Origin of the sequence: Brevibacillus sp. HD3.3A (assembly GCF_013284375.2) — a bacterium.
GTDB classification, from domain to species: domain Bacteria; phylum Bacillota; class Bacilli; order Brevibacillales; family Brevibacillaceae; genus Brevibacillus; species Brevibacillus parabrevis.
In genome coordinates this window covers 2,274,827-2,294,814 of sequence record NZ_CP085874.1, presented here as the reverse complement: position 1 = coordinate 2,294,814, position 19,988 = coordinate 2,274,827, and the positions used below count along the sequence as shown (strand labels likewise).

The window sequence follows — 19,988 nt, the reverse complement described above, 5'->3', positions numbered from 1 at the left end:
GTCGACTATCCTCCGATTTGCGACATACGTCTTACGGTTGGTACGTGCGACTGACTTTCCCCCGCCAAAGCCAAGGCCATTTCATGATTTTGCGGCTTGATGCTCAGCGCTTTGAAAAAAAGCTGACGAACCGCTTCGTCATCGCCGATGCATTTGCGGACGTTAAATTCATCTGACCAGTACAGGCACGGCTTAATATTGCCATCTGCCGTCAAGCGCAGCCGATTGCACGTTTCGCAAAAATGCTCGCTCACAGGATGAATCAGCCCAAAGCTGCCTTTGGCACCTGCTATGCGAAACGTTTGCGCAGGCCCGTTGCCGCAGCCATCATGCGTCTCTGCGACTTTCCAGCCCAGTTCCTTGCAGCGATCCAGCACGGTGGACAACGGCAAATACGACTGTTTCCATCTCGTGTCGTTGTGGCCGATCGGCATGTACTCGATAAAGCGGACTTGCAGAGCACCGTCGATGGTCAGCCGCAGAAAATCTGCAATCTCGTCATCGTTGATTCCCTTCATCAGCACGACGTTCAGCTTGATCGGCTGAATCCCGACTTGCTGGCACGCCGCTATGCTGTCGAGGACGCGGTTGACGTCTCCCCCGCGGGTGATCAGCGAAAAACGCTCCGGCCTCAACGTATCCAGGCTGATGTTGATGCGCTTCAAGCCCGCTTCTTTTAACTTCTTGGCCTTTTTCGCCAAAAAAATGCCGTTGGTCGTCAGCGCAATATCTTCGATTCCCGGTATCCCCGCTACGCTCTCGATCAGCTCTTCCAATCCTTTGCGGACGAGCGGCTCTCCGCCGGTCAACCGCACTTTTTTCACGCCCATTTCGGCCAAAACTCTGACAACCTCGGTAATCTCGTGAAAAGACAGAATGTTTTCTGCGGGTTCAAATTCCATGCCATCAGCAGGCATGCAGTACACACACCGCAAGTTGCAGCGATCTGTCACGGAAATGCGCAAATAATCGTGAATCCGGCCAAACGAGTCCACTAATTCACTGGGAATCACTGGACTTCCCCCCTTTTTCCTGCACGATTCGCTCAGGCCAGGTGTACACATTAAACGACTGATTGCGAATAAAGCCAACGGTAGTAATGCCGAGCTCATCTGCCAGACGAAGCGCCAATTCGGTCGGCGCTGACTTGGACAAAACGATGCTGCAGCCGATCTTGGCTACCTTCAGCAATACTTCGGAAGAAATCCGGCCACTGAACACCATGACCTTGTCATGAACGGACACTGCATGCATCAAACTGTAGCCGTACAGTTTATCGAGGGCATTATGCCTGCCTATGTCCATTCGGGAGACGACAATCCCGTTTGGATCGCACAGGGCAGCATTGTGCACCCCTCCCGTATCCTGAAAAAGCGTAGCCGATTGCTGCATCGCCTGCATGAAGCGAAAGCAGTCAGCCGCCGGGATCGTCACGGCTGTGTCATCCCGCTTTTTCACCGTTCGGGCGTCATTGTAAAAGTAGAAGCTTTGCCGACTTTTTCCGCAACAGGAAGTCACGTACCTTTTCGAATGAAACATCTGGTTATACGTGTTTACATTTTTAGCGCGAACGTAAGCGAATCCGGTTGGCTCGTCAATGAACAGGTCCGTAATGTCCTGATAGCTCTGAATCACCCCTTCGGACGCCAAAAACCCGATGACAAGCTCCTCGATGTATTCCGGGCTGCATACGAGAGTCGCAAATTCCTCGTCATTCAGCACGATCGTAATGGGCGACTCTGTCACGATTGAATCTTCTTTTTCCTGCATAGAGCCGTTTTCATAGTGCAGGACAGGCGACAAAACAAAGACGGGTTGGATCACGAAAGCTCCCTGCCTTTCCTCCAGGTCTCGATCATGCGAGAGGACGGTCCAATACGTAGACCGTCATGGCGATATCCTCTTCCAAGCTGATATCCGAAAAAATCCGCAAAATCTTGGCATCAATCAATTCCTCAAGCTTGGCTACGACCGCCTGATCGTGGTAAATGTTCTTGACCAGCTTGGTGCGCGCCTCGTGGACCATGCGCTTGCCGTCTTCGGAAAGAATCATGAACTTTTCTACGTTGGTCAGATTTCCCTTCATCTCGCAGATGACCCAGGGGCCGCAAAAGCGGGTGAGAATTTCCCGCGGGCCGTTGCCGACGTGTTCTTTGCGGATTTCGCGGACGAGCATGCTGAATTGATGTTCCAGGTTTTTCGTCATTCGATTATCTCCTTTGCTTCCCCCGCCTTGTTTTGCCGGGGGGCCAGCATGATATAGCTGATCACCAGAATAAAAATGACCAGCGACAAAATCAGATTGTTCATGGCATCGTCGCGGTTGACGATAATAAAGCGCACGGTACCCGTAATTCCAATATAAATCAAATAGCGCAGGGGAAAGTGGTACGCTTCATGAAAATATTTGACGATCATCGAAACAAAGACAAAATACAGAAAAAAGGCCAGAACCTTTTCCAAAATATCATGGACATTAGTATTGCCTTGCACCGCATCTACTACGATGGCGTACAGCTCACGCAACAAATAAAAGCTGAGTACCAATCCAAGAATGATCAGAGACGCGTTTAGCATCATTTGATAGAAGCGTACGATTGACGCTTCGTTTTTACTTGTTCGCATCCAAGCTTCTGCCCTCCTTCTGATCAGGATTGCTGCGGCTCTCCTCATTCTTTTAGCCCTTCCCCTATCCCCTTCAACAGGTTGATGCCAAAGCCCATCGCGCGGTTGATGTCCGGATCGCGCAGTGCTTTCATCAAATCGAAAATGCCGACCTTGGTTCCCGATTGCAGCGCTTCGTCAGCCCGTTGCAACCCTTTGGTCACACCGGACATCAGCTTTTTCGTCATGTCAGGATCAAGCTCTGTCAAGCCTCCCGCTGCTGCCATCGCGTTATTGATCATGTTCGTGACAGGCGGACGCACCATTTGTCCGACGACGATTTTGGCAATATCCTCTTTCGCCTCGACGGCGGCGTTGAGCGCTCCCAGGATGCCGCTGTCATGCAGCTCCTGGAGCAGCTTGATCGTCGCCTGAATGCCCTCGGGGTTTTGCGCCAGAGATTCCAGGACACGATCTACCGTTTGCGCTTGCTTTTCTTCCTCGGTAACCTCTGGTTTTACGATTTTCGTGATCGGTCTTGCCATTATTTTTCGCCTCCCGCAACGTTTACTTCCGCAATCGGTACATAATCTTCTCTCGCCCACTTGCGCTCGACCTGGACGCCCATTTGCGGGTTGCGCTTCGCATAGCGCGGATTGTACATAGGCAACGGAGTCATGCCTTTTTCTTTGAGGAACTCCATGCGCACCTTCGTTTGCTTGTAAGCAGGTGTCTGTGTGCGAACGTCTCCCACGCTGCCTGTCAACAAGTTGATCGCATTTTCATGGCTGACGGAGTGCATCGGCACGTACAATTCGTTGCCGCTTACCCGATCTGTCACGAGCACCCGCAGCTTGATCGCTCCGTATGGCGAGACGAGACGCACCAATGAACCGTCTTGCACACCGCGTTCGCGCGCAAGCTCAGGGGAAACTTCCACAAATACTTCTGGCAATTTATACTGGATTCCCTTCGATTTATTCGTCATGTTGCCTTCGTGGAAATGTTCCAGCAAACGTCCGTTATTCAAGGTAAGGTCAAATTCCGACGGATACTCGACTGGCGGAATGTATTCCACTGTGGATAGTCTTGCTTTTCCGTCCGGGAAGTTGAAGCGCTCTTTGTACAGAAGCGGCTCATCCGTGCCGTCTTTTTGTACCGGCCAGTGCAGGCTGTTCCATCCTTCTAGGCGCTCGTAGGATACTCCGCCATACAGCGGTGCCAGACTGGCAATTTCGTCCATGATTTCACTCGGATGCTGGTAGTTCCAATCGGCTCCCATGCGCTGTGCGATCGATTGGATGATCGCCCAGTCCGGTTTGGAGTCACCCAGCGGCTCCAACACTTGATACAAACGCTGGATACGTCTCTCTGTGTTCGCGAAGGTGCCGTCTTTTTCCAGCGATGGAGACGCAGGCAAGACGACATCGGCAAATTGCGCCGTTTTGGTCAGGAATACATCCTGTACCACGAAAAAGTCAAGCTTGCCGAGCGTATCGTGCACGTGGTTGGCGTTGGAATCTACCCAAGCCATGTCTTCGCCCATCAGGTACATGGCTTTCAGCTCGCCTTTTTCGACTGCTTCCAGCATTTCGATGTTGGTCAAACCAGGTTTATTGGAGATCGTTACGCCGTATGCTTGTTCAAATTTGGCTCTCGCTGCGTCATCGGTAATATGCTGATACCCTGGCAGCCATGTAGGCAACGTGCCCATGTCGCAAGCGCCCTGGACGTTGTTGTGCCCGCGCAACGGATAGGCTCCGGCACCAGGTCGGCCGTAGTTTCCGGTCACCAAAAGCAGGTTGGAGATCGCGGCAGACGTATGCGAGCCAGCGACATTTTGCGTCACGCCCATTCCCCACAAGACGCAAGTGCCATCCGCTTCGTGAATCATTTTCGCTGTCTGGATCAACTGTTCTTTGGGCAGTCCGGTTACTTCGACGGCGTAATCTAAGGTGTACTTTTCCAGCATCTTGCGATATTCGTCAAACTGGTTCACCCGCTGCTCGATAAACGCCTTGTCGTGCCAGCCTTGGTCGATGATGTACTTCGCAACCGCCGTCAGCCAGACAAAGTCGGTTCCTTGTTTCGGATGCAGGAACAGATCGGAGCGTTCTGCCATTTCATGCTTGCGCAAATCAGAGACAATCAGTTTTTGGCCGTGCAATTTTTTCGCCCGTTTCACCCGTGTTGCCAAAACAGGATGGCCTTCGGTCGGGTTCGCCCCGACGATGATGACCAGTCCGGCACTGGCGATGTCTTTGATCGTGCCTGAGTCACCGCCGTGTCCTACAGTGGCGAGCAATCCGTCCGTGGCAGGCGATTGGCAATAGCGGGAACAGTTGTCGACATTGTTCGATTCAAACACTTGACGCGCCAGTTTTTGCATCAGGTACGCATCTTCGTTTGTCGTTTTGGAGGAGCTGACGAATCCAAGAGCTTTTCCGCCATACGTTTGCTTGATTGCGCCCATTCGCTCGGCGATCAGGGACAGCGCCTCATCCCACGTAGACGGTACAAATGCATCTCCCTTGCGAATCAAAGGCGTCGTCAAACGCTGGTCACTGTTGACAAAATCCCAACCGAACTTGCCTTTGACACATGTGGAGACGCTGTTGACCGGAGAGTTTTCCGTCGGCTCCACTTTCAAAATGTGGCGGCCTTTCGTCCATACTTCAAACGTGCAGCCTACCCCGCAGAACGTACACACGGTTTTTGTTTTCTTGGTTCGCGTTTCGCGCATCGCCGCTTCGACTTCCGAGATCGCGAAAATGCTGCTGTAGCCAGGCTCGACTTCTTTGATCAAGTCGATCATCGGGTTCAGCAAATCTTTTTTGATCCCGGACATGAAGCCCGCTTCGCCCAGCATCGATTTTTCCATCAAGGCATTGCATGGGCAAACCGTCACGCACTGACCGCAAGACACGCACGAGGATTCATTAATTGATTTATTGTCATCCCAGATAACTCGCGGGATTTCCCGTTCCCAGTCGATGGTGAGCGTTTCATTGACCTGCAAGTCTTGACAAACCTCTGTACAACGTCCGCAAAGAATGCATTGATCCGGATCGTAGCGATAAAACGGATGCGACATGTCCACTTCGTATTCTTTTCCGCGGAACGGGCGTGTTTGGTGGTCGATTTCCAGCAGCTCTGCCGTATTGTGCACGCGGCAATTTCCGTTGTTGTTGTCGCACACGGTACAGTACAGCATGTGGTTTTCCAAAATGCGGTCCATCGCTTCGTTCTGAGCGCCTTTTGCCAGTTCGGAAGCAGTCAGGATGTTCATTCCATCCTCGATCACAGTCGAACAAGCCCGCATGATTTTGCCGTCAATCTCGCACATGCACGTATCGCAAGTCTGGATCGGGCCTAAAATCGGCGAATAGCAGATGTGCGGATGCTCGATGCCATGTTCCAGCAAATAATCGAGGATTCGCGTCCCTTCTTCTGCCTCATGCTGCTCCTGATTTAATACGAAGCTTACTTTTTTCATCTCCCAAAAACCTCCAGCAAAAATAATAAAGCCCACCATAAAACAATCTGGGCAAATACATGCACAAATTGTTTTATGGTGGGCTAATGATCAAACATCAACTGATGCCCATTATCCGTCCCGCCATAAACTATGGAAGTGATCAGGATGATTCAGCAATTCGCATTACTAATCATCAATGATCGGCTATGGGTCCATTATAGCACCGAATCTGGCGGGAAATCCAACTTTTTTTCATTCGCACCCCGTTAACTCAGCTTCCCTTTCACGTATTTCGCGTTAAAAATAAACAAGCGCATAAGCAGGAACAGCGACGGAATCAGCAACACCATCCCGCCGAAGAGCAGGTGAATCGGTTGTCCCGTTATTTTCTCTATTTTGTGACGCTTTCCATACTGATTAATGCCATCCTGTTTGTCCCGCGCATTTTGATCGACGAGCGCTATGACGGGGCGATTTCGTCCATGCTGTTCGGGGTGATCATCGGCGGCGCACTCATGTACCTGTTTACCAGCTCCATGTTCAAGTTTCGCGGTCAAGGGTTGCCGGAAATCATGCGACAGGCTTTGCCCAAAAGCATTGTGGTTCCGTTCCTGCTCCTGATGGGCAGCGTGTCGTTTATCTCGGGAGCGCTCGTGTTGATCAATTACGCCTTTATCGTGTCCAGATATTTAATCCCGAACACCCCGATCTATGTCGTGCTGATTCTCTTCGTTCTCGTAGCGAGCTTTGGCGCCATGCAATCGTCGCAAACGGTGCTGTACAGCACGGAAATGATTCTCGTTCTCTGCTTGCCGTTTCTCCTGTTTTCCATTTTCAAAGCGTATACGAATCAAAACATGAATTACGATGAAATCCGCGCCATGATTGACTACTCGAACATCCTGCCCAGCTGGAAAAGCTTGTCCGTATCCACTTACGCCGTTACGGGATACATCAGCTTGTCGATTTTTAACCGCGTGTTTGCCGATATCCCCAAGCTCAAGCACCGTTGGGCCGTCCCTTGCATCGGCTTCAGCATCCTGTTTACCGCCTTTTTTGTGCCGATCGGCATTTTGGGCACAGATGGCGTGAACGAATTTATTTTCACCTGGGTTTCGACGGCAGATGCGATTCGGATGAAGTATGCCTTTATTGAACGCGTTGTTTATATTTTTCTGCTCGTTTATTTAGGCATCTCTTACTTATTCGCCATGACGACCTGGCATGTCGGGTCCGAGTTCATACGCGGCTGTTTCTCCCACTACCAGCCCAACACGTCGTCCATCAACTCTGTGCTGCCGAACGCGATCAGTTGTATCGTATTCGGGATCGGAACCGTGATCGTCGGCAATTGGCTCGGTGAAGACGACCTGTTTTCGGTATCCTCGTATTGGATGATGATACGATCCCCACTCGATATTTGTGTGGTCTTTTCCGTTTATATCTTGAGCAGGTGGAGGCAAGCTTTGTGAAACATGTCTGGATGTGGCTCGCGGTCTTGTTTCTGTTTACGGGCTGCGGCTTTAAAGATATTGACAAGCGCTATTTAGTCATGGCGGTCGGCGTCGATAAGTCGGAGCTGAAAGACAAGCCTTATCGCGTATCGTTGAAGCTCGCGATTCCGACAGCGCAAATCAGACCCGGGCAGTCGAATACGTTTCATCTCATCAGCGACGATGCCCCGACGATAACCGAAGCGGTGCGGCATTTGAAATCAAAAGTCGATAAAGACCTCGATTTCTCGCAGACGAAAATTCTCGTTTTCGGGACAAAGCTGGCCGAGGAACGGTTGGACAAGACAACTATCGACTGGTTTTTGCGGAAGCCGGAAATTCAGGGCATCGCCTTCATGGCGCTAGGCTCCCCGACAGCCGAACAAGTGCTGGGCGTCCGCCCCAAGTCCGAACGCATGCCTGCTGACAGCCTGATGCTGAGCTTTGATCAGGAAGGAACGGAATCGTCTTTTATCGTCACCGCTTTTTTGTTTGATTTTCATCGGCGGTTGAGCGAAAAGGGTCTGGACCCGTACATGCCCGTCATCCGCCCGCTCAAAGACACGTATTTGATCGATCAAGTCGCTGTTTTTGACAAAGAAAAAATCAAAGCGGTATTAAGTCCCGAGGAAACGCGGATCTTCAATGAATTGTCCAAGAAAATCAGCAACTTTGATATCGAAACCAGGACGGAGCAGGCCCGCTTTGCCTTGAATGTCACCTCTTTCCGCTATTCGTACGAGTTTGATGAACGCAACGAAGCGGAACCAAAGCTGAAAATGAACGTCCACATCAGAGGATTGTCAGAGGAATCGAATCAGTCTTTTTACAACTCGAATTGGGATCGCTATAAAGCAGAAGCGGAAAAAGAGGCGGCGAAACGATACGCTCATGTGCTGCGGAAGCTCCAGTCACTGAAAGTCGATCCGATCGGATTCGGGCTACGCTATCGGGCAACCCATTACCAACGGGATCAAGATTGGGAAAAATGGCTGAGCATCTACCCCCGGCTCGACTGGAACATCAAGGTGAACATCGACCTGCTTGGATCAGGGGGGATCAAATAATCCCCCGGTAAAAAAACAAAACGACCCTTTTGCACGGGTCGCCGTTCCTTACTCTTCTTTTCGCATCACACTGTATTCATCGCGGACCATGGAGACGTCATCCCCTTGCTGGGTCAGCTCCAGTTTGTAAAGGATATCCGAGAGCACAGACGCGACGATCAAGGTCAAATCTCCCGTATTGACTGGTGTGCGAAAATAATGCCCGATCATTTCATAGCCTTTTCGCTTGAACGTTTCCGTATTTTCTTCATCCAATGCTTCGCACAGCTCTGCGATCAACTCATCCAGCGCGATTCGCGCCCGTTCGTACACATCCGGCTGATCAGTGGAAACGGCATCTGCTGCTTTTTTCTTCGACAAGTGGCCCCTCCTCCTTCCCCTATAGGTTGGAGCAGAAGCCGTTTTTTATGCAGAGTCGGCCTTACTCGCCACTTTTGGTCCATGGGCGCGAATGCCGGTCAAAGCCTGGAGCAACACGCGGTCGTAATGTGTCTCGGCCTGTATGTCGCGCCGGTCCAGCAGCGTCCCGAGCACCGCCCCCAAAAAGCCGAGTGGAATGGAAATCAGGCCAGGATTGGTCAGCGGGAACAAAGGCTGCGCCCGGATGAAGCCAGTATCGGGATTCATCACAGTCGGCCCGGCCATGACGAGCACGACAGATGCAACCAGTCCGGTAAGCACGCCGCAAATCGCACCGCGCACGGTAAAGCGGCGCCAATACAGGGTGAACAACAGCAGCGGCAAATTGGCAGAAGCGGCTACGGCAAAAGTCAAGCCGACGAGAATCGCCACGTTCATTTTTTCCGCGCCGATCGCCAGCCAGATCGAGGCGAATCCGACCGCAACGGACGAGCATTTCGCCATGACGACCTGCTCCTTTTCCGAAGCCAGCCCGCGGCGAATCAGGTGGCTGTAAACGTCATGGGCAAAAGCCGACGAGGCGGACAGCACCAGCCCTGTCACGACAGCCAGTATCGTGGCAAAAGCGACAGCCGCGATGTATGCCATCAAAAATTCGCCGCCAAGCGCGTCCGCCAAAAGCGTCACCGTCAAATTGCCGCCGAAGCCTACATTTTTCAGCGCCTCATACCCGACAAACGTGCTTGCACCAAAGCCGAGAAAAATCGTCAGCAAATAAAACGCGCCGATCACCCACGTAGCGGTGTAGATCGAGGAACGGGTTGTCACTGCGTCCTTGACCGTAAACAGGCGGGAGATGATGTGCGGCAGCCCGGCCGTCCCGAGGATGAGCGCAAGATGCAGCGAGATCGTTTCCAACGGGTCGTTCAACTGGTTGCCCGGATGCAAAAATTGCTCCTGCAAAGGCGTAATCGTGCTGACATGGGAAAACATTTCCGACAGGCTCCAGCCAAAACGGGAAAAGACGATCAGGCTGAGCACCAGCGTCCCGGTCAAAAGCAAGATCGCTTTGATGATCTGCACCCACGAAGTAGCGACCATCCCTCCGAAGACGACGTAAAAAGTCATCAGACTGCCGACGATCATCACCGCCGTATCGTAGTGAACCCCAAGCAAATAGTGAATCAGCGCCCCCGCCCCGACGAGCTGGGCGATCATGTAAAAAATCGTGATCAGCAAAGTCGTACAGGCAACCACTCCGCGCAGCCACAAGCTGTCAAACCGCACCGCGATGGCATCTGCCAAGGTGTAGCGCCCGAGATTGTGCAACGGCTCGGCAATCAGGAACAAAATGATCAAGTAGGAGACGAAAAAGCCGATAGCGTAGACGAAGCCGTCAAAGCCGTACATCGCAATCGTCCCGGCGATGCCGAGAAACGACGCGGCACTCATGTAGTCGCCCGCAATCGCGATGCCATTTTGCAGCCCTGTCAGGCGGTTGCCTGCCGCATAAAAATCTTTGGTCGTTCCCGTTTGTTTGGCCGCCGAATACGTGATCGCCATCGTCCCGATGATGACAGCCAAAAAGAAAATGATCGTCGTCACCGACAAGCCCCCTCTCCCGTACAAATGGAAAAAGACCGGGGATGACCCCCAGCCTTTGAACTGGCACGAGCTTCCTTGCGTTAATTGCTTCTACGCTGAATCTTTCATTCCTGTGTTGGCCCGCACCAAAATTTCGTCGTACTTCGCATCGTTGCGCGAGCTGGACAGGAGCGTTCCGATCCAGGCTGCCAAAAACCCGAGCGGGATGGAGACGATCCCCGGATTCGGCAGCGGGAACAGCGCTTCGCCGACCAAAATGGCTTTTCCGGCAACCGGGTTCCAGACGTTGGGGCTCAACGCCACGAGAATCAGTGAGCTGAACAGTCCGACGAGCATGCCGCTGATCGCCCCTGTCGTGTTGAACCTTCTCCAGAAAATCGTGAACAAGATGACGGGCAAGTTCGCGCTTGCTGCCACCGCGAAGGCGAGCGCAACGAGAAAGGCCACGTTCAGCTTCTGGGCAAACAGCGCGAGCAAGATCGAAACGATCGAGACGCCGACCGAAGCCCATTTTGCCATTTTCATCTGCTCTTTTTCCGTCGCTTTGCCTTGACGGATCACATGGCCGTAAAAATCGTGCGCGAATGCCGAAGCCGCTGTCAGTACGAGTCCTGCCACGACCGCCAAAATAGTCGCGAACGCTACAGCCGATACGAAAGCGAAGAGGAAGTTGCCGCCGAGCGATTGGGCAAGCAACGGAGCGCCCATATTGCCAGCCGCATCCATGTTGGCAGCGCCGACGAAAGCGGCTGCTCCGAACCCGAGGAAGATCGTCATGACGTAAAAGATCCCGATGATCCATGTCGCGTACACGACGGACTTGCGCGCGGTCGTCGCATCTTTTACGGTAAAGAAGCGAATCAGGATGTGCGGCAGACCCGCTGTTCCCAGTACGAGCGCGAGATTGAGCGAGATCGTATCCAGCCCGACTTTGAACTTGTTCCCGGGATTGAGAAATTGGTCCCCGAGCGGTGTCGCTATTTTCATTTGCTCGAACATCGTCAGCAAATTGAAATCAAACTTGGCGAACACCATGAGCGAAATCACGAACGTCCCGAGCATCAGCAGCACCGCTTTGACAATTTGCACCCACGAGGTTGCCGTCATGCCGCCGAACACGACGTAGACCGTCATCAGCGCACCGACGATCAACACCGAAGTGCTGTACTCCAGCCCCAGGAGCAGCTTGATCAGCGCCCCTGCCCCGACCAGCTGGGCGATCATGTAAAAAATCGAGATGGCGATGGAGTTCAGCGCGGCCACACCACGTACCTGCTTATTGTCAAAACGCGCGGCAATCATGTCTGCCATCGTGTACTTGCCGAGGTTGCGCAGCGGCTCCGCCACCAGGTACAACACGACCAAATAAGCGACAAGAAAGCCGATGCTGTAAAAGAACCCGTCAAACCCGCTGAGAGCGATCATTCCGGCGATTCCGAGGAAGGAAGCGGCCGACATGTAATCTCCGGCGATCGCCAGCCCGTTTTGCCACCCCGTCAGCCCGCCGCCTGCCGTGTAAAACTCGCTCGTCGTATTCGTCCGCTTCGAAGCGAAGTACGTAATGACAAGCGTGAGCAGAACAATTCCTAAAAACAGTAAAAATGCCGTTACATTCATCAGCCTCTGCCCCCTGTCTCCTGTTTGACTTTCTCCACCAGCTCGTCAAAACGTTCCGCTTTCTTGGTGTACAGAATACAGAGCCCCCAGGTCATGATAAATTGGGCAAAGGCGAACACCCACGCCCACGAGATCGCCCCGAACGCCGGCTGATTGAGCACCGTGAAGTAAGAAGTCAGGATCGGCAAAGTAAAGTAAAACACGAAGAAGAAAATGGAAGATGGCAGGATGAACGCCCTTTTGCTTCGCAAAAGTTCCTTGAAGGTGGCTGATTGGATAATCGCCGTGTAATCGGTAGCGTCCTGCTTTTGACTGCCGGCTTTTTTCGCCGATAGCGGATTGCTCATGGGAACCTCCCCCTCTTCAAACAAAATGTAAGCGCTTCCTCTATTGTAGGGAATCATTGGTAATTCGTGTGGTTTTGCGCGCAAGATGTCTGGGGGCGTGCGCCAACGGCAAGTTTTGCATCGCGATCTGCGGTTTACGTTTCTTCGAGTCGTTTGAGCAAGTCTTTGGCGGAAGTCCGGGAAACGGGGATTCGCGTTTTCGCCTCTCCTTTCAAGAGCAGGTTGTACGCGCCGTTGAACCACGGCTCAAGCTCGCTCACGTAGTTCAGATTGACGAGATAGCTTTTGTGCGTGCGAAAAAAATCGTAGCCACTGAGCTTGTCAGCGAGCTGCGTCAAGGTCATCCGCGTGGAGTAAGCGTCCGACTGGGTGATGATACGAACGAGCCGTTCTTCCCGCACCGCGTAGACGATCGTCGCCGGGTCGATCACCACCAGCCTGCTGTTTTCTTCGACAAGCAGCTTGGAGCGCTTGGCAGTCGCAGGCTCCGGCTTCGGCTTGACCAGTCGCTCGCGTATGCGCTGCATCGTTTCCACGAGTCTTTTTGGCTCGGTCGGCTTTAGCAAATAATCGACCGCGTTCAGCTTGAAAGCATCCACCGCAAACGCCTCGTACGCTGTACAGAACACGATGAGCGGCTGCGGCTTTCTGGCGGCGAGCATTCGGGCAGCCTGTGCCCCTTCCAGCTCCGGCATTTTCATATCGAGAAAAACGACGTCCGGCTCGTGCTCGTCTACCATTTCCAGCAGCTCTCTTCCGTTGGTGGCACAGGGAAGCAGCTCGACATCTTCCTCCTGCTGCAACAAATAGCTCAGCTCTTCGCGTGCCAGTCGTTCATCTTCGGCAATCATGATGCGAATCGGCATCAGGCACTCACCTCCTGTTTGATCGGGATCGTAAATGTGATCAAAGCACCGCCTTCTGGCCTGTTGGCAAAATGAAGCTGGGCATCCGGGCCTTGCAAGCTGATCAGCCGCTGATTGACATTATGAACCCCGATGCCGTTTCCTTCCTTGCGCTCCATCGGAATTTTGCCCAACAGAGGAAGCAGTTCCTCCGGGAATCCTCTGCCGTTGTCTTCGATCGTAAAATGAACGGCGGTTGGCTGTCGCTGCACACACAGCCTGATTTCTCCGCCTGCGCCCATATCGCGCAGTCCGTGGTGGATGCAGTTCTCGATCAACGGCTGAAGGGTGCCAGGCGGCATAAGCACATCCTCCACACCGGGATCAACCAGCGTCTGCACGGCAAATTGCTCGGAAAAGCGAATGCGGATAATTTCCAAATAGGCGTGCAAATGCTCCAGCTCCTGACCGACCGTTACTTGTGCGCTTGACGTAAGCTTCAGGTTGAAGCGCATGAACACTCCCAGCTGAATCGTCATGTGTCTGGCGAGCTTCGGATCGATGCGAATCAAGGTCACGATCGAATTAAGCGTATTGAACAAAAAGTGCGGATGAATCTGGGCTTGCAGCATTCGCAGCTCTGCGTCCTTCATCAACCCTTTCATCTGCTCCGCAAGCGAGATGGTCAGCTGGTTAGAGATCAGATTTCCCAGCCCTTTGGCCAATGCTTCCTGGACTTTGCCGATTTGCTGGGGGCGGCGAAAGTACAGCTTGATCAGTCCGGCGACACTGCCCCCTTCTTTGATGGGGATGAGGATGGCTGCATGCAGCTGGCAATTTTTTTGTCGGCAGCCAAGCAGTTCCCGGCCATGGCCTTTTTCAATGCAGCCACTCGCCATCGCCCGCCGATCGAGGTCGCTCTGGATCGGCTCTCCCGGAGCGTGATGGTCCGTACCCGCTCCGACGTGGGCCAGCAGCCGCTCCCGATCGGTCACCGCTACGGCGATCGCCTTCGCCTCCCGCTGAAGCACGAGCGCCGCCGCCTGGGCTGTTTGCGGATTCAGCCCCATTTTCAACTGCGGTAAAATTCGCTGTGCAATTGTGAACGAACGCTCAGCCTCCAGCGCAGCAGAACGCTCCTCTTCTTGCAAAGCGACGCGAATCATCGTCGTAAAAATCGCAATCGAGATGCTGTTGGTCAAGACCATCGGAATGCCGATCACATTGACCATCGTGCGCACGAGATCAGGCGGGCCCGACATGATCAGCAAAAGCGACATCTGGATCACAGGCGCGAACATTCCGATAAACAATGCCTTGGACGGAGAAATGACCCGCTCCTGGGAAAAGAACCGCGCCACATAGCCTGCCAAAAATCCAGTGAGCGGAACAGACAGCCCCATCGGAAGCGCTGCAAATCCGCCGAGATCATACAGATGCAAGCCCGCAATGATTCCGGCTCCCATCCCGACCATTGGCCCGCCGAGCAAACCGCCGATCACGACGCCGACCAGCGTGGAATTTGCCACAATCTCGTCTCCGGAAAGCGGAAAAATCCAGAAGCTCGGAACGTATCCATCCTCGTGCACCACTACGCCTGCATATGTACCTGCCACACCGAACAAGCCAAACATCATGGAAAAGGCAACAGACGTGCCAACGTGCAGTTCCCGATCGAGCAGCTGCCGAAACAGCGGAATCCTCGTCAACATAAACCCGAGAGTCAAGAGAATGCCCATTCTCTCGATGAGCAACAGCGTGAGATTGTCCACGGCGTCCTCCTGATTGCTTGTTGAAATCTTCTATAAATTCCGCATTTTACTCCCAATTCCCTGCTGGACAGGCAATCTAACTGGGCGTCCTGCATACGCTGAGTGTGCAATGCTTCATGGGAAGGGTGATCAGAACATGTGTGGAATCGTAGGTTGGATTGATTGGGAAAAAGACCTTTCCCAGGAGCGTCCGGTACTCCAGCAAATGACGCAATGCCTCAAAGATCGCGGGCCAGATGCAGAAGGCTTTTGGCTGACTCCGCGCGCCGCCCTCGGCCATCGCCGCCTCGTCGTCGTAGACCCTGCCGGCGGGCAGCAGCCGATGACAGCTCTCAAAAGCGAACATGCCTGCACGATGATTTACAACGGTGAGCTGTACAACACGGAAGACCTCCGGCAAGAGCTACTTGCTTGCGGTCATACTTTTCAGTCCCACTCCGACACCGAAGTGCTTTTGCACTGCTATCTCGAATGGGGGACGAACTGCCTTGCCAAGCTGAACGGTATTTTCGCTTTTGCGATCTGGGACGAACGGGCGCAGCGCCTGTTTGTCGCCCGCGACCGGATGGGAGTCAAACCGCTTTTTTACGCGCAAAGACGCAGCTCTTTCTTGTTCGCCTCCGAACTCAAAGCACTGCTGGCGCATCCAGACGTCAAACCGGAGCTTTCGCGGGAAGGACTGGCGGAAGTGTTCGGCATCAGCCCCGCTCGCACCCCTGGTCACGGCGTCTTCCATCAAGTGCACGAGGTGCGGCCCGGCTGCTTTTTGACCGTAACTCGCGACCGTGTCAAACAGGAAACATACTGGCGGCTTGCGAGCCGTCCGCATACCGATGACTTGCCAACCACAGCGGCACGGGTCAGAGAGCTTGTCGTCGATTCGATCAAGCGGCAGCTCGTCGCGGACGTCCCTGTTGCCACGCTTTTGTCCGGCGGGCTTGATTCCAGCGTCATTACGGCGGTAGCCGCCGAGCATTTCAAGGAAACAGGCCGGGGAACGCTCCACAGCTACTCGATTGATTACGTGGACAACGACAAGCATTTTCAAGCGAGCTCTTTTCAGCCAAATGAAGATGCGCCTTACGTCCAGCTCGTGTCGCAATACTTGGGCACCCAGCACCATACGATTGAGTTTGACACAGCCGAACTGGTCGATGCGCTGAAGGTAGCGACACTCGCCCGCGACCTGCCGGGAATGGCCGATGTCGACGCTTCCTTGTACTTGTTCTGCCGGGAAATCAAAAAAGAGACAACCGTCGTTCTCTCAGGAGAATGCGCGGATGAGGTATTTGGCGGCTATCCGTGGTTTTACCGCGAGGAGCTGCTGCATGCAGGGACATTCCCCTGGTCGCGGGCGGTCAAGGAACGGGCTTCGTGGCTGTCGCCCGAGCTGCGCGCCTGGGTCAAGCCGGAGGAGTACGTCGCGATGCGCTACGCGGAATCGCTGGACGAAGTGCCGCACCTGCCCAGTGAGGACCCGATTGAAGCACGGCGAAGAGAAATGTTTTACCTCAACATCACCTGGTTCATGAATACGCTCCTGGATCGCAAAGATCGGATGAGCATGGCTGCAAGCCTGGAAGCGCGCGTCCCTTTTTGCGATCACCGGATCGTGGAATACGTCTGGAATATCCCCTGGGAAATGAAAACGCACGGCAATCGCGAAAAGGGCATTTTGCGCAAAGCGATGGAGGGCATTTTGCCGGACGAAGTGCTGTACCGCAAAAAAAGCCCGTATCCGAAAACGCACAATCCTTCCTATACAAAAGCGGTTCGCACGTGGCTGCTCGACATTTTGAACGATCCCAGCTCCCCGCTGCTGCAACTGATTGACGTCCCGGTCATTCGCAAAATCGCCGAGTCGGACGCCCAGGCTTCCAGCATTCCGTTTTTCGGCCAGCTCATGAGCACGCCGCAGCTGTTCGCCTACCTCGGCCAAATGGATTACTGGCTGCGCGAATATCGCGTGACGATCAAGGCATAATCGTTTTTGGAAAAGGCAAAAGCTCCCCGAACCCCATCATCATGGGGTTTTGAGGAGCTTTTGCTTCCCTTTGCCTTTGCCTTTGGGTTTCCGCTTTGAGCTTGCTTCCGGCTTCACGGCTGGATTCAGCAACGGTTTCGGCGCTGCTTTTTTCGCCGCTGGCTTGGCAACAGGTTTTGCGGCGGCTTTCGGTGCGGCTGCGGGAGCGACTGGCGGACGGTATCGCACATCCAGCTCACGACCGGATCGCTTCATGATCGTAAACGATTGCGTCTCCCCCGAACGGATCAACCGATAGTCTACTTTTGTCTTCTTTTCTCCCCCGACCAAAGTAGCGGCAATCGTCCGCTGATTGGGGAGATTAGCCTTTACTTGCAAAGATTGAACCGAGCAAGGTACGGAAGAGATGGTTCCACACGGGATACACAGCTTTCCTTTGAGCAGCCGTAATTGGAGATTGCGAATCATCGTTTCTGTCAGCTGCTTTCCCCAATACCTGCGAAAAATACGGGAGATTTTCCGCTTGGTGTTGTACTTATCCGGCAATGGCGTGTAATCGACGCCGTTCACGGTGTAGACAACCTTCCCTCGAGGCGAGGTGGCAATCTGCGTCCAGACTTGCTCGGCGGAACTGATAAACTGCTTGAACATACGCAATTCATCCAACGTTTTCACCCCCTCCATAAACCGTATGGAGAAGGGCTTATGCTAGTACGCCCTTTTACGCCCGAATTACCGCGCGATCCGGGCTACATCCACCCGCCCGGAGAAAAATGTCGCTCCACCGCCCATGTCGGCAATCCGATCCGGGGTCAACGCGTTTACGTAATGTTTGGACTCCGGTCCATCCGCCCACAAGCCTTGGCTGACAACCACTCCCGGCAGCACATTTTCCCCAACAGAGACAATCAGTTCGCACTCTCCGCGGTCATTCCAGACACGGACGGTATCCCCATCCTCAATCCCGACCTGTTGGGCATCCGCCCGGTTCATGTGCAGCTTCGGTATTTTTTCCATCTTTATATGCTTCTCGTTGTTGGAAAACGTCGAGTTCAAAAAGTTATGGTTCGGCCCGGGCACGAACTGATACGGATAATCGCCGTCTTTTGCGAGCGGCGAGTAGGTCGGCAACGGCGGATACCCTCTGTCCGCCATCGTCTGCGAGTACAGCTCGATTTTTCCGCTCGGCGTGGAGAGGCGGCCCGTAAAGTACGAGTCGACCTTGGCTTTGCGGTAGTTGTGCTCCACCAGCGACTCGAAGGTGATATCTTCCATATGCGGATTGCCGTGCCCTTCCAGCGCCTGGCGAATCATGTCTTCGTCGGAATCGCGGAAGGCAGGTTCATCATAGCCCATGGCGGCTGCCAACAACCGGAACAGCTCCGTATTGGACTTGCTCTCTTCATACGGGGCGAGGACGGGCTGTTGCAACTGGATGTAATGGTGCCAGTAGCTCGTGTAGAAGTCCATGTTTTCGTAGGAAGACGTGGCGGGCAAAACGATATCCGCATACTTGGCTGTCTCGGTCAAAAACAGATCGTGCACGACCGTGAACAAATCTTCTCTTGCCAGCCCTTGTCTGACCTTGTTGCCTTCCGGTGCGACAAGAGCCGGGTTGCTCGTGTACACAAACAGCGACTTCACGGGAGGCTGTACTTCAAGCAGCACCTTGCCCAGTTCATTCATGTTGATGACTCTCGTGTTTTTGTTCGCTAACAAGTCGGGCCGTTGCACGGCCGTTTTGTTGTGTTCCAAAAAGCCTTTGTTCCCTTTGATCGCGCCGCCGCCCCGGACCAGCCACTGTCCGGTGAGCGCCGGCAGACAGGAAATCGCCCGGACGCACATTCCTCCGTTGTCATGATGCTGGATGCCGTTGCCAATGCGAATAAACGAAGGCGACGTCTCCCCATACCATCTGGCCAGCTTGTCAATATCGTCAACCGGAACGCCTGTAATGGCAGAGACTGTTGCCGGATCGTATGCCTTCACATGCTCTCGCAATTCTTCGTATCCAACCGTATACGATTGCAAAAAGGCGGAATCAACCAAGTTTTCTGCAAACAATACATGCATCAGTCCCAAGGCCAGCGCCGTGTCCGTGCCCGGCAAGATCGGAATGAACCAGTCGGCCCAACGCCCTGTCTGGTTTTTGTGCACGTCGATGACGACGATCTTCGCGCCATTTTTCCGGGCTTGTTCAGCCAGGACTACCTGGTGCATGTTCGTGCTGACCGTGTTGATCCCCCACATGATCATCAGCTTGGCGTGAACGGTATCCTCCGGGTCGGTCCCGAAAGCTCCGCCCATCGTGTAGTTGTAGCCAACTCCGCCAGCACTGTTGCAAATCGTCCGGTCAAGCTGGCTCGCTCCCATCCGGTGGAAAAAGCGCCGATCCATTCCCTCCACATTGATTCTGCCCATGTTCCCGTAAAAGCTGTACGGCAAAATCGCTTCCGGTCCGTCTGTGGCAATCAGGCTGCGCCAGCGGGAGACGATCGTATCGATGGCTTCCTCCCAGCTGATGCGGACAAATTCGCCGCTGCCTTTTTTCCCGACCCGCTTGAGCGGATAGGCCAGACGCTTGGGATCATTCAATCGCGCCGCCATGTTGCGCACTTTGTTGCAAATGTTTCCTTTTGTCACAGGATGATTCGGATCGCCTACTACTTTGACCAGCTTGCCATCCTGCTTGTGAAGCAACAACCCGCATTGATCCGGGCAATCCAGCGAACAAACGGCTGGAAAAATCCCATTTTCCTCTGTCGTGAAGCTCACGGTCGATCCCTCTTTCGTCTGCGCTTTTTTCCTTCGATCCC

At 53.6% G+C, this 19,988-nt stretch carries 17 protein-coding genes; 3 read left to right on the top strand and 14 right to left on the bottom strand.

Going from position 1 to position 19,988, the window contains the following annotated elements; translation table 11 throughout:
• Window positions 1-5 precede the first annotated feature (5 nt).
• The 6 genes from moaA to fdhF are packed head-to-tail and all read right to left on the bottom strand — an operon-like array spanning window position 6 to window position 6,100.
• Window positions 6-1,010 (bottom strand): GTP 3',8-cyclase MoaA, encoded by a 1,005-nt coding sequence (gene moaA, locus HP435_RS11260; protein ID WP_229049946.1) that lies wholly within the window; start codon window positions 1,008-1,010, stop codon window positions 6-8.
• On the bottom strand, window positions 1,000-1,821 hold the full coding sequence (gene fdhD, locus HP435_RS11255; protein WP_173600098.1) for a formate dehydrogenase accessory sulfurtransferase FdhD: 822 nt from the start codon (window positions 1,819-1,821) through the stop codon (window positions 1,000-1,002). Before fdhD ends, moaA begins: the two co-directional genes overlap by 11 nt.
• Before the next feature lie 34 nt (window positions 1,822-1,855).
• On the bottom strand, window positions 1,856-2,206 hold the full coding sequence (locus tag HP435_RS11250; protein ID WP_122965718.1) for a Na-translocating system protein MpsC family protein: 351 nt from the start codon (window positions 2,204-2,206) through the stop codon (window positions 1,856-1,858).
• On the bottom strand, window positions 2,203-2,625 hold the full coding sequence (locus HP435_RS11245; RefSeq protein ID WP_173600089.1) for a phosphate-starvation-inducible protein PsiE: 423 nt from the start codon (window positions 2,623-2,625) through the stop codon (window positions 2,203-2,205). The genes HP435_RS11250 and HP435_RS11245 overlap by 4 nt, the downstream gene beginning before the upstream one ends.
• 44 nt (window positions 2,626-2,669) lie before the next feature.
• Window positions 2,670-3,149, bottom strand: a complete 480-nt coding sequence (locus tag HP435_RS11240) for a helical membrane plugin domain-containing protein (protein WP_173600090.1) — start codon at window positions 3,147-3,149, stop codon at window positions 2,670-2,672.
• Window positions 3,149-6,100: a formate dehydrogenase subunit alpha gene (fdhF, locus tag HP435_RS11235; RefSeq protein WP_173600091.1), complete on the bottom strand. Its 2,952-nt coding sequence runs from the start codon at window positions 6,098-6,100 to the stop codon at window positions 3,149-3,151. Before fdhF ends, HP435_RS11240 begins: the two co-directional genes overlap by 1 nt.
• A 356-nt stretch (window positions 6,101-6,456) precedes the next feature.
• Here fdhF and HP435_RS11230 point away from each other — a divergent pair, with 356 nt between their 5' ends.
• A complete protein-coding gene (locus HP435_RS11230) occupies window positions 6,457-7,554 on the top strand; it encodes a GerAB/ArcD/ProY family transporter (RefSeq protein ID WP_167470354.1) in 1,098 nt (365 codons plus the stop codon).
• The gene (locus HP435_RS11225) at window positions 7,551-8,642 is read left to right on the top strand and encodes a Ger(x)C family spore germination protein (protein ID WP_122965706.1); all 1,092 of its coding nucleotides are present in this window, start codon (window positions 7,551-7,553) and stop codon (window positions 8,640-8,642) included. Before HP435_RS11230 ends, HP435_RS11225 begins: the two co-directional genes overlap by 4 nt.
• A 48-nt stretch (window positions 8,643-8,690) precedes the next feature.
• On the opposite strand, the gene HP435_RS11220 is transcribed toward HP435_RS11225, so the two are convergent.
• The 6 genes from HP435_RS11220 to HP435_RS11195 form a co-directional block, all read right to left on the bottom strand.
• Window positions 8,691-9,002, bottom strand: coding sequence for a hypothetical protein (locus HP435_RS11220; protein ID WP_122965705.1), 312 nt, complete (start codon window positions 9,000-9,002; stop codon window positions 8,691-8,693).
• Between the two features lie 45 nt (window positions 9,003-9,047).
• A complete protein-coding gene (locus HP435_RS11215) occupies window positions 9,048-10,613 on the bottom strand; it encodes a solute symporter family protein (RefSeq protein ID WP_370641099.1) in 1,566 nt (521 codons plus the stop codon).
• Between the two features lie 84 nt (window positions 10,614-10,697).
• A complete protein-coding gene (locus HP435_RS11210) occupies window positions 10,698-12,224 on the bottom strand; it encodes a solute symporter family protein (RefSeq protein ID WP_208715233.1) in 1,527 nt (508 codons plus the stop codon).
• On the bottom strand, window positions 12,224-12,571 hold the full coding sequence (locus tag HP435_RS11205; protein WP_122965702.1) for a DUF485 domain-containing protein: 348 nt from the start codon (window positions 12,569-12,571) through the stop codon (window positions 12,224-12,226). Before HP435_RS11205 ends, HP435_RS11210 begins: the two co-directional genes overlap by 1 nt.
• A gap of 134 nt (window positions 12,572-12,705) precedes the next feature.
• On the bottom strand, window positions 12,706-13,437 hold the full coding sequence (locus HP435_RS11200; RefSeq protein ID WP_122965701.1) for a LytR/AlgR family response regulator transcription factor: 732 nt from the start codon (window positions 13,435-13,437) through the stop codon (window positions 12,706-12,708).
• Window positions 13,437-15,188 (bottom strand): LytS/YhcK type 5TM receptor domain-containing protein, encoded by a 1,752-nt coding sequence (locus tag HP435_RS11195; protein ID WP_173600092.1) that lies wholly within the window; start codon window positions 15,186-15,188, stop codon window positions 13,437-13,439. The genes HP435_RS11200 and HP435_RS11195 overlap by 1 nt, the downstream gene beginning before the upstream one ends.
• Before the next feature lie 136 nt (window positions 15,189-15,324).
• On the opposite strand from HP435_RS11195, the gene asnB reads away from it, so the two are divergent.
• Complete coding sequence (gene asnB / locus HP435_RS11190; protein WP_173600093.1) at window positions 15,325-17,172, top strand: asparagine synthase (glutamine-hydrolyzing); 1,848 nt, start codon at window positions 15,325-15,327, stop codon at window positions 17,170-17,172.
• Between the two features lie 39 nt (window positions 17,173-17,211).
• On the opposite strand, the gene HP435_RS11185 is transcribed toward asnB, so the two are convergent.
• Together HP435_RS11185 and HP435_RS11180 are read right to left on the bottom strand one after the other, a co-directional pair.
• Entirely contained in the window at window positions 17,212-17,847 is a 636-nt protein-coding gene (locus HP435_RS11185; protein WP_173600094.1) for a DL-endopeptidase inhibitor IseA family protein, read from the bottom strand.
• Window positions 17,848-17,904: 57 nt separating this feature from the next.
• Window positions 17,905-19,947: a molybdopterin-containing oxidoreductase family protein gene (locus HP435_RS11180; protein ID WP_229049898.1), complete on the bottom strand. Its 2,043-nt coding sequence runs from the start codon at window positions 19,945-19,947 to the stop codon at window positions 17,905-17,907.
• Between the last annotated feature and the right edge of the window lie 41 nt (window positions 19,948-19,988).

Bases quoted from the DNA above. Each gene is read 5' to 3' on its own strand.
- HP435_RS11250 (WP_122965718.1), bottom strand. From the start codon at position 2,206: ATGACGAAAAACCTGGAACATCAATTCAGCATGCTCGTCCGCGAAATC.
- HP435_RS11245 (WP_173600089.1), bottom strand. From the start codon at position 2,625: ATGCGAACAAGTAAAAACGAAGCGTCAATCGTACGCTTCTATCAAATG.
- HP435_RS11240 (WP_173600090.1), bottom strand. From the start codon at position 3,149: ATGGCAAGACCGATCACGAAAATCGTAAAACCAGAGGTTACCGAGGAA.
- fdhF (WP_173600091.1), bottom strand. From the start codon at position 6,100: ATGAAAAAAGTAAGCTTCGTATTAAATCAGGAGCAGCATGAGGCAGAA.
- HP435_RS11210 (WP_208715233.1), bottom strand. From the start codon at position 12,224: ATGAATGTAACGGCATTTTTACTGTTTTTAGGAATTGTTCTGCTCACG.
- HP435_RS11205 (WP_122965702.1), bottom strand. From the start codon at position 12,571: ATGAGCAATCCGCTATCGGCGAAAAAAGCCGGCAGTCAAAAGCAGGAC.
- HP435_RS11200 (WP_122965701.1), bottom strand. From the start codon at position 13,437: ATGCCGATTCGCATCATGATTGCCGAAGATGAACGACTGGCACGCGAA.
- asnB (WP_173600093.1), top strand. From the start codon at position 15,325: ATGTGTGGAATCGTAGGTTGGATTGATTGGGAAAAAGACCTTTCCCAG.